The following is a 7,830-nucleotide window of genomic DNA, read 5'->3' as shown; positions in this document are numbered from 1 at the left end:
TGCCGCGGCGCACGGCGAGGGTGTCGGTGCCGTTGCCGTCCCAGTCCCCGACGAGCACCTCGTCGCCGGGCTGGCCGTAGGCGACCGAGCGGGCGGTGCGCCCGTCGTGGGCGGCGGTGAGGTGGTACTCCCGGCCGCGGCGGACCGCCACCGCGTCGGTGCCGTCCCCGTCCCAGTCCCCGGCGAGGGCGACGTCCCCGGGCCGGCCGAAGGCGAACTCGTGGTGGGCCACCGGGCCCCAGGAGTCGTTGAGGTAGAAGCCGCTCGGCGGCTCGACCCCGGCGGTGGGCTTCCAGTAGTTGGAGAGCATCCCGAAGCGCAGCGTGTTGCCCGGGGTGGTGAGCGTCGCGTTCCCGGTCGTGCACTCCAGGCGCACGCCGGTGATCCGCCCGCCCCACTCGCCCGCGCCGTCGCGGCGGGTGACGACGAGGGTGCGCAGCGAGCCGCCCGCCGGGCAGTACTGCTCGAGGGTGGAGACCTGCAGGGTGTCGGTCCACCTGGTGCGGGTGTCGCCGTCGGCCAGACCGGTCCACGGGTCGGGCTGGGCGACGAGGTAGGGCCGGCTGCCCGCGGCCGTGTGGCCGCCGTTGGTCGAGCTGAACTGGGTGAAGGCGACGGCGCCGTCGTACCAGCGCACCTGGCCCTTCGTCGCCGCGATGGCCTGGTCGGTGCTCGTCGCCTCCTTGGACGAGACGCGGAAGTCGACACCGTCGGTGACGACGGCGGCGCGCCCGCCGTAGACCTGGCAGCGGTCGGTGTCGCACAGGTCGGAGGACGCGGTCGGCCGCATCACCGACAGGCCGTAGCTGCGGGCGGCGACGGCCTGCGCCTTGAGCGCCTCGGTGTGCCAGTAGGCGGGCGACTCCCGGGGCACCACACCGCGCAGGTACTCCTCGAGGGTGACGTGGTTGACGACGTCGAAGGTGCCGGCCGCGGCGCCCGCGACGAGGTTGACCGTGCCGCGGTACCAGGTGCCGTCGGTGGCGTTCTGGCGGGGGAGGACGACGAGGCCTCCGTCGCCGGGCGTGCTCGTGCCGGCGGAGACCGCGAGGGACGTGCCGGACACGGTCCAGGCGGGCCGCGTCAGGGAGCCGTTGAGCCTCGTGCGGTGCTCGACCTGGTAGCCGCCGGCCGTGCGGGTGATCGTCAGCCGGCCCCCGGGCAGCGCCTGCCCGGCGACGAGGAAGGTCGTGCCGGGCGGGCTCTGCAGCGTGACGGTGCTCGCCGGCGCGTAGGCCGACAGCGCGATCCGCAGCAGCCGGTCGGGCACGGTGCTCATCGTCGTGCCGGGGTAGTAGAAGTCGAGGATCTCGGTGTAGCGCTTGCCCTTCTTGGAGGCCGCGCCCTGCGCGCCCCACTGGGACATGCCGATGCCGTGGCCCCAGCCGCGGCCCTCCACCTCCCAGGCCCGGCCGGCGGGCACGTTGTACCGCTCCTCGGCGGCGCTCGCCGGCGCGGCGACGACGAGCGTCCCCAGCAGCAGCGCGAGCACCGAGGTGACGGACGCAGCGATGCGTCGTCTGCGCATACTTCCCTCCAAGGCGTGACCGGTCGGCATGGGGCGAAGGTCACCGGCCCCGGACCGTCACACCATTGTCGCAGAGGCCGATGTGGTGAGCGGAAACATCGTGCAACGAGAGGATCGATCGTGGGACTGGCTCGCGGAGACCGGAGCGTCGTGGGCCGCGGCCTCGTGGCCGCGGTGGCGCTCGCGCTCACCGCGACGACCGGGGCGGTGGCCGCCGAGGAGCCCGAGCCCGTAGGACCGATCGAGTCCTGGGTCTTCAACAACGGCGCCGAGGATCTCGGCCCGGCGACGTCGGCGCAGTACCAGGTGGGCTTCAACGCCGTCGCCCGCGACCACGCCAACGGCCGCCTGTACGCCACCCCGGCCGGCGTGCACGCCGTCACCGGCCAGGTCTTCCAGGTGTTCGCGCGGGATGGTGGCCACGGGGAGCTCGGCTACCCGACCTCCGGCGTCGAGACCGTCGACGGCGCGGGCCACCAGACCTTCCAGTTCGGTGCCGTCTACGTCTCCGCGGCGGGCGGCTTCTCCGTCAAGGGCCCGCTCTACGGGCCGTTCGCGGCGCGCGGCGGTGTCGACGGGCTCGGCCTGCCGGTCGGGCCGGAGGTCATCGACGGCGCCCGCCGCACCCAGCGCTTCGCCCGCGAGACGCTCTCGGTGCCGGTCGGCCCCGGCCAGGACTCCCTCGGCGTGCGCCGCGGGAGCACGTACTACCTCAAGAACGAGATCTCCCCGGGCGAGGCGCACACGGTCGTCGTCTACGGGCGCGAGGCGGACACCGTCCTCGTCGGTGACTGGGACGGGGACGGGGTCGACACCCTCGCCGTGCGCCGCGGGAACGTCTACCACGTGCGCAACTCCCTGCGGCCCGGCCCGGCGGACGAGGTCGTCGTCTACGGCCGGCCGGAGGACACCGTGCTCGTCGGTGACTGGGACGGGGACGGGGTCGACACCTTCGCGGTGCGCCGCGGCAACGAGTACCACGTGAAGAACTCGATGACGCCCGGCCCGGCCGACCAGGTCGTCGTCTACGGCCGCGCGGACGACGAGGCCTATCCCGGGGACTGGTTCGGCACCGGCACCGACACCCTCGCCGTGCGCCGTGGGGCGGAGTTCCACTTCCGCCGGACGATGGCAGGCGGACCCGCCGACGTCGTCACCCCCTACGGCCGCGCCGGGGACGTCGTGCTCGTCGGTGACTGGGACGGGGACGGGGTGGACACCGTCGCCGTGCGCCGCGGCAGCGAGTACCACGTGAAGAACTCCCTCACCGGGGGCCCGGCGGACATCGTCACGCCCTACGGCCGCGCGACCGACGAGGTGCTCGTCGGTGACTGGGACGGGCGTTCCCGCACCCTGGCCCACCGCCCCGGGCGCCCCACCCCGGTCGAGGTGAGCGCAGGTGCCGGGCAGCTGTCGCCGCTCTCGGTGGCCTGGGCGAACAACTCGGTGAACACGACGGCGTTCCGCAAGAGCTCCCTGGCCACCGCGCAGGCGCCGGACGGCACGTGGTGGCAGTACACCGCCTACTTCGACGCGGTCGGCACCCTCGTCCTGGCCCGCCGCGACCGCGACGGCGGGGCGTGGGAGTACAGCTGGACGCGGCACACCGCGAACGTCAGCGACGCGCACAACTCCATCAGCCTCACCGTCGACGGCGCGGGCTACCTCCACCTGTCGTGGGGGCAGCACAACTCCCCGCTCACCTACGCGCGCTCGCTGGCGCCCCACTCCCTGGACCTCGGCCCGACCCGGTCGATGGTCGGCACCCACGAGCGGACGGTCACCTACCCGGAGTTCTTCCGGCTGCCCGACGGCAACCTCTTCTTCCTCTACCGCGAGGGCAGCTCGGGCGACGGCAACGTCGTCCTCAACCGCTACGTCACCGCGCGCCAGCGCTGGGAGCGGGTCCACGACAACCTCATCGACGGCGAGGGGCAGCGCTCGGCGTACTGGCAGGCGGCCGTCGACTCCCTCGGGCGCCTGCACCTGTCGTGGACGTGGCGCGAGACCCCCGACGTCGCGACGAACCACCACGTCGCCTACGCCCGCTCGACGGACGCGTCCGGCCGGGCGTGGGTGCGCAGCGACGGCCGGCCCTACGACACGCTGCCGATCACCCGCGCCGACGCCGAGTACGCCGCCCTCGTGCCGCAGGGCAGCGACCTCATGAACCAGACGTCGATGACCGTGGACGCCGAGGACAACCCCTACATCGCCTCCTACTGGGACTCCGGGCAGGGCGTGCAGTACCAGGTCCTGCGCTCGCTCGGGACGGGGGAGTGGGAGCGGCGCGAGTCGGAGTTCCGCACCGGGGACTTCTCCCTCAGCGGCGGCGGCACCAAGGCCGTGCCGATCGCGCGCCCGCAGATCCTCGTCTCCGGAGCGGGGGAGTCCGCCGAGGCGCACCTGATCATCCGGGATGCCGACCGCGGCGCGGTGGCGAGCCTCGCCACCCTCACCGACTTCGTCGCGAACACGTGGGAGGTGCGCGACCTCACCGACACCCCGCTGGGGGAGTGGGAGCCGAGCTACGACCTCGACCTGTGGCGCTCGCGGGGCGTGCTCGACGTCTTCGTCCAGCGCGTCCGGCAGATCGACGGCGAGGGCCTGGCCGACTACCCGGCGCAGTACGTCCACGTGCTCGAGGTGCCGCCCGGGATCCTCGCCCTGCGACCCGCGCAGCCGGTGCCCGACGCCACCCCGGAGGCGACGCCGGAGCCGACGGCCCAGCCTGGCGCCGAGCCCACGGCCGAGCCCGACGACGAGCAGACCCCCGGGCCGACCCCCACGCCGTCCGGCTGACGGGGGCGGCCCGGGGGCCGGCAGGACGGGTCAGTGCTTGTGCGAGAGGAGCCCGACGAGGTACTCGCCGTACCCGGACTTGCGCAGCGGCTCGGCGCGCTCGCGCAGCTCCTCGTCGGAGAGGAAGCCCTGGCGCCAGGCGACCTCCTCCGGGCACCCGATCTTCAGCCCCTGCCGGGCCTCGACGGTGCGGACGAAGGACGTGGCGTCGGCGAGGGAGTCGAAGGTGCCGGTGTCGAGCCAGGCGGTGCCCCGGGGGAGCACCTCGACGCGCAGCCGCCCCTGCTCGAGGTAGGTGCGGTTGACGTCGGTGATCTCGTACTCCCCGCGCGCCGAGGGCTTGAGCGCCTTGGCGATCTCGACGACGTCGTTGTCGTAGAAGTACAGGCCGGGCACCGCGTAGGAGCTCTTCGGCTCGGCGGGCTTCTCCTCCAGGGAGAGCGCGCGGAACTCCTCGTCGAACTCGACGACGCCGTACGCCGTCGGGTCCGAGACGTGGTAGGCGAAGACCGCGGCGCCGTCGATGGTGCCGAAGCGGGACAGCCGCTGGCCCATGCCGGGGCCGTAGAAGATGTTGTCACCGAGGACGAGGGCGGCGTCCTCCCCGCCGACGAAGTCCGCGCCGAGGACGAAGGCCTGCGCCAGGCCGTTGGGCTCCGCCTGCACGGTGTAGCTGATGGAGATGCCGAACTGGGAGCCGTCCCCGAGCAGGCGCTGGAAGGACTCGGCGTCGTGCGGCGTCGTGATGACCAGGACGTCGCGGATCCCCGCGAGCATGAGGGTGGTCAGCGGGTAGTAGATCATCGGCTTGTCGTAGACCGGGACGAGCTGCTTGCTCACTCCCTGGGTGATCGGGTGCAGCCGCGTGCCGGATCCCCCGGCCAGAATGATTCCTCGCATGGGGACAGTCTGGCCCACAGGCGATGGTGACGGAACTCGTGGGCTCCCGGTCAGCAGCGCACGGTCACCCGTTCCGCCTCCCCGATGGGGGCGAAACGGCGGGAGTCGACGTCCTCGCCGAGCAGGACGAGCGACCCGCCCGCCCGCCATGCCGCCACGGCGTGGGCGAGCATCTCGAGGCGGCTACCGGGGCTGCACAGGACGCGCGGGCGCTCCTCGTCGCGGTGGGAGGCCGGGGTCTGGTCACGGCACCAGTCGGCGAGCTCGCCGTAGGTGACCGGTCCGCCCTGGGAGCCGGTGACCTCGGGGCCGGAGAGCGCCGGGTCCGACGGCGCGGGCTCCTCGACGGGGTCGAGGACGTCGCCGTAGCCCATGAGCGCGGCCGCCGCGTCGACCGCCCCGGCGGGGATCGGCTCGTCGACCTGCATCGCCAGCGCGGGTAGCGCGACGACGAGCAGCATCCCGGCGCTCGGCGCGTCGCCCGCCCGGGAGGTCACCGCGATGTCGGGCTCCTCGGGGTCGGCGTCCGGGAGGAAGACCGAGCTCTCCTCGTCCTCGTCGACGGGCTCCTCGTCGTCCAGGGGTTCCGGCTCGTAGGGGTCGTCGTCGTCGTCGCGGTCCCCCTCGAACTCCTCCTCGGGGGGCAGCACGAGCTCCCCGCCCGCGCACCACGTCGCCATCGCCCACACGAGCGCGCGCCAGTGCACCGGGACGTCGAGCAGGACCCGGGTACCGGGGCCGACCTCGCCCTCCTCGACGAGCAGGTTGGTGGCCTTGGTGACCCAGTTGGCCAGGACCCGGCCCGAGAGCTCGACGCGCTCGTCGTCCGGGCCGTACCAGGTGAGTCGGGGCTGGTTGGGCTCGTCCCCGGTCAGGAGGTCGAGCACCTTGGTCGCGATGCTCATGTCCCGAGCCTAGTCCGCACCGCGGGAGCGGGGGAGATCCCGACGCGCCGGTGTCCGCTACCGGGTGATTAACGACCATTGACCCAGATTTGCCCGGTTGGTAGCCTGATCCCGCCATTAAGTCGTTGCGCGCAACATAATGACGTGTCCGCGTGACGACTCCTCCGAAGGAAGGCCTGCAATGAAGCAGCACGTGTCACGAGTACGGGCGGCGGTCCTCACAGCCGCCGTCGCCCTGGGGGCGGGCATGATCGCCCCCACTGCCGTCGCCGACGAGGCCGAGGAGGACTACAGCGTCCTCATCGTGTCCCGGACGCTCGGCTTCCGTCACTCCCACATCCCGGCCACGACCAACGCGGTCATCGGCCTGGGTGAGGAGCACGGCTTCGACGTCGACGTCTGGGACCCGGCCCAGCCCGACCTGTCCATGGGCTCCACGCCCTTCACCTCCACCGCCGACCTCGAGAAGTACGCGACGATCCTGTTCGTCTCGCCCGTCGACGGCACGAACAACATGGACCCGGCGCGTCCGCGGCTGCTCGACGACAGCGAGCTCGCCGCGTTCCAGGGCTACATCCGCGCCGGCGGCGGCTACGTCGGCATCCACGCCGCCACCGACACGATGCACACCGTGCCCTGGTACAGCCAGCTGACCGGTGGCGGAGCACGCTTCCGCAACCACCCGCAGAACCAGCAGGCGACCATGCGCGTGGAGAACCCGGCGCACCCCTCGACCGCCGGCCTGCCCGCCGAGTGGTCGCGCTTCGACGAGTGGTACAACTACACCGTCAACCCCCGTCCGGACGTCCACGTCCTCATGACGCTGGACGAGTCCACCTACAACCCCGGTGGCGGGCGGATGGGTGAGGACCACCCGATCGCGTGGTGCCAGAACTTCGACGGCGGCCGCTCCTGGTACACCGGCGCCGGCCACACCAACGAGTCGTGGGCCGACCCGCTGTGGCTCGGTCACGTCCTGTCCGGCATCGAGTGGACCGCCGGGCTCGTCTCCGGCGGCGGGGACTGCGTGACCTTCCCCGAGGTCGAGAAGATCCTCACCGACTCCACCGGCGGTGACGCGGCGGCCAAGGCGGCCTTCGCCGCGCTGCTCGCCTCGGCGAAGTCCGCCGCGGGCGCCGGTGACCACGACGCCGCGCTCGCCTCCCTCCTCCAGGCCCGTACCCGCGCCGCCGGTCTCGGCGTCGACGGCCTCGAGGGCAAGGTGGGCGACCTCATCGTCTGGCAGCGCGCGCTGTCCGAGGACGGCGGCCCGAGCGACGCCGACGGCATCCCCGTCGACGTGTCGATCGTCGACAAGCCCGGCGCCCTCACCCTCACCGTCGGTGACTACGGCGACGGCGTCGAGCTCACCGCCGCCGGCGAGCGCCCGGACCGCTGGCGCTACACCGGCGACCTGCCCACCCTCACGGTGAGCGACTCGCGCAACTCCACCCAGGCCGCCGGTGGCGGCTGGGCGGCCACCGGCCAGTCCTCGGACTTCACGTCCGCGGCCGGCGACCTGCCCGCCGAGCACCTCGGCTGGGTGCCGCGCGTCCTCACCCCGCGCGACGGGCTCGTGGCCGGACCGGCCTCGGTGACCGCGCTCGACGGCGGCACGGGCCTGGCCACACCCTCGCGCCTCGCCGCCGCCACGGCGGAGGGCCGGCGGGGTACCGCCGAGCTCGACGCCCGGCT

5 protein-coding genes are annotated in these 7,830 nt (G+C 73.2%); 2 read left to right on the top strand and 3 right to left on the bottom strand.

What is annotated here, in order from left to right; translation table 11 throughout:
• Window positions 1–1,528 (bottom strand): SpoIID/LytB domain-containing protein (locus FHE66_RS11820; protein ID WP_176554755.1); only part of this gene is annotated, 1,528 nt, incomplete at its 3' end.
• A gap of 120 nt (window positions 1,529–1,648) precedes the next feature.
• Here FHE66_RS11820 and FHE66_RS15750 point away from each other — a divergent pair.
• A complete protein-coding gene (locus FHE66_RS15750) occupies window positions 1,649–4,330 on the top strand; it encodes a BNR-4 repeat-containing protein (RefSeq protein WP_218013707.1) in 2,682 nt (893 codons plus the stop codon).
• A 30-nt stretch (window positions 4,331–4,360) separates the two neighbouring features.
• Here FHE66_RS15750 and rfbA read toward each other — a convergent pair whose 3' ends face one another.
• Window positions 4,361–5,230 (bottom strand): glucose-1-phosphate thymidylyltransferase RfbA, encoded by an 870-nt coding sequence (gene rfbA, locus FHE66_RS11810; RefSeq protein WP_139073163.1) that lies wholly within the window; start codon window positions 5,228–5,230, stop codon window positions 4,361–4,363.
• Between the two features lie 50 nt (window positions 5,231–5,280).
• A complete protein-coding gene (locus FHE66_RS11805; RefSeq protein ID WP_139073162.1) occupies window positions 5,281–6,135 on the bottom strand; it encodes a TIGR03089 family protein in 855 nt (284 codons plus the stop codon).
• Window positions 6,136–6,316: 181 nt separating this feature from the next.
• On the opposite strand from FHE66_RS11805, the gene FHE66_RS11800 reads away from it, so the two are divergent.
• A partial coding sequence (locus FHE66_RS11800) for a ThuA domain-containing protein (protein ID WP_176554754.1) occupies window positions 6,317–7,830 on the top strand: 1,514 nt, incomplete at its 3' end.

It is taken from the genome of Georgenia sp. 311, assembly GCF_006151955.1.
In the GTDB taxonomy this organism is placed as follows: Bacteria; Actinomycetota; Actinomycetes; order Actinomycetales; family Actinomycetaceae; genus Oceanitalea; species Oceanitalea wutianyii.
This window is presented reverse-complemented; position numbering and strand designations above follow the sequence as displayed.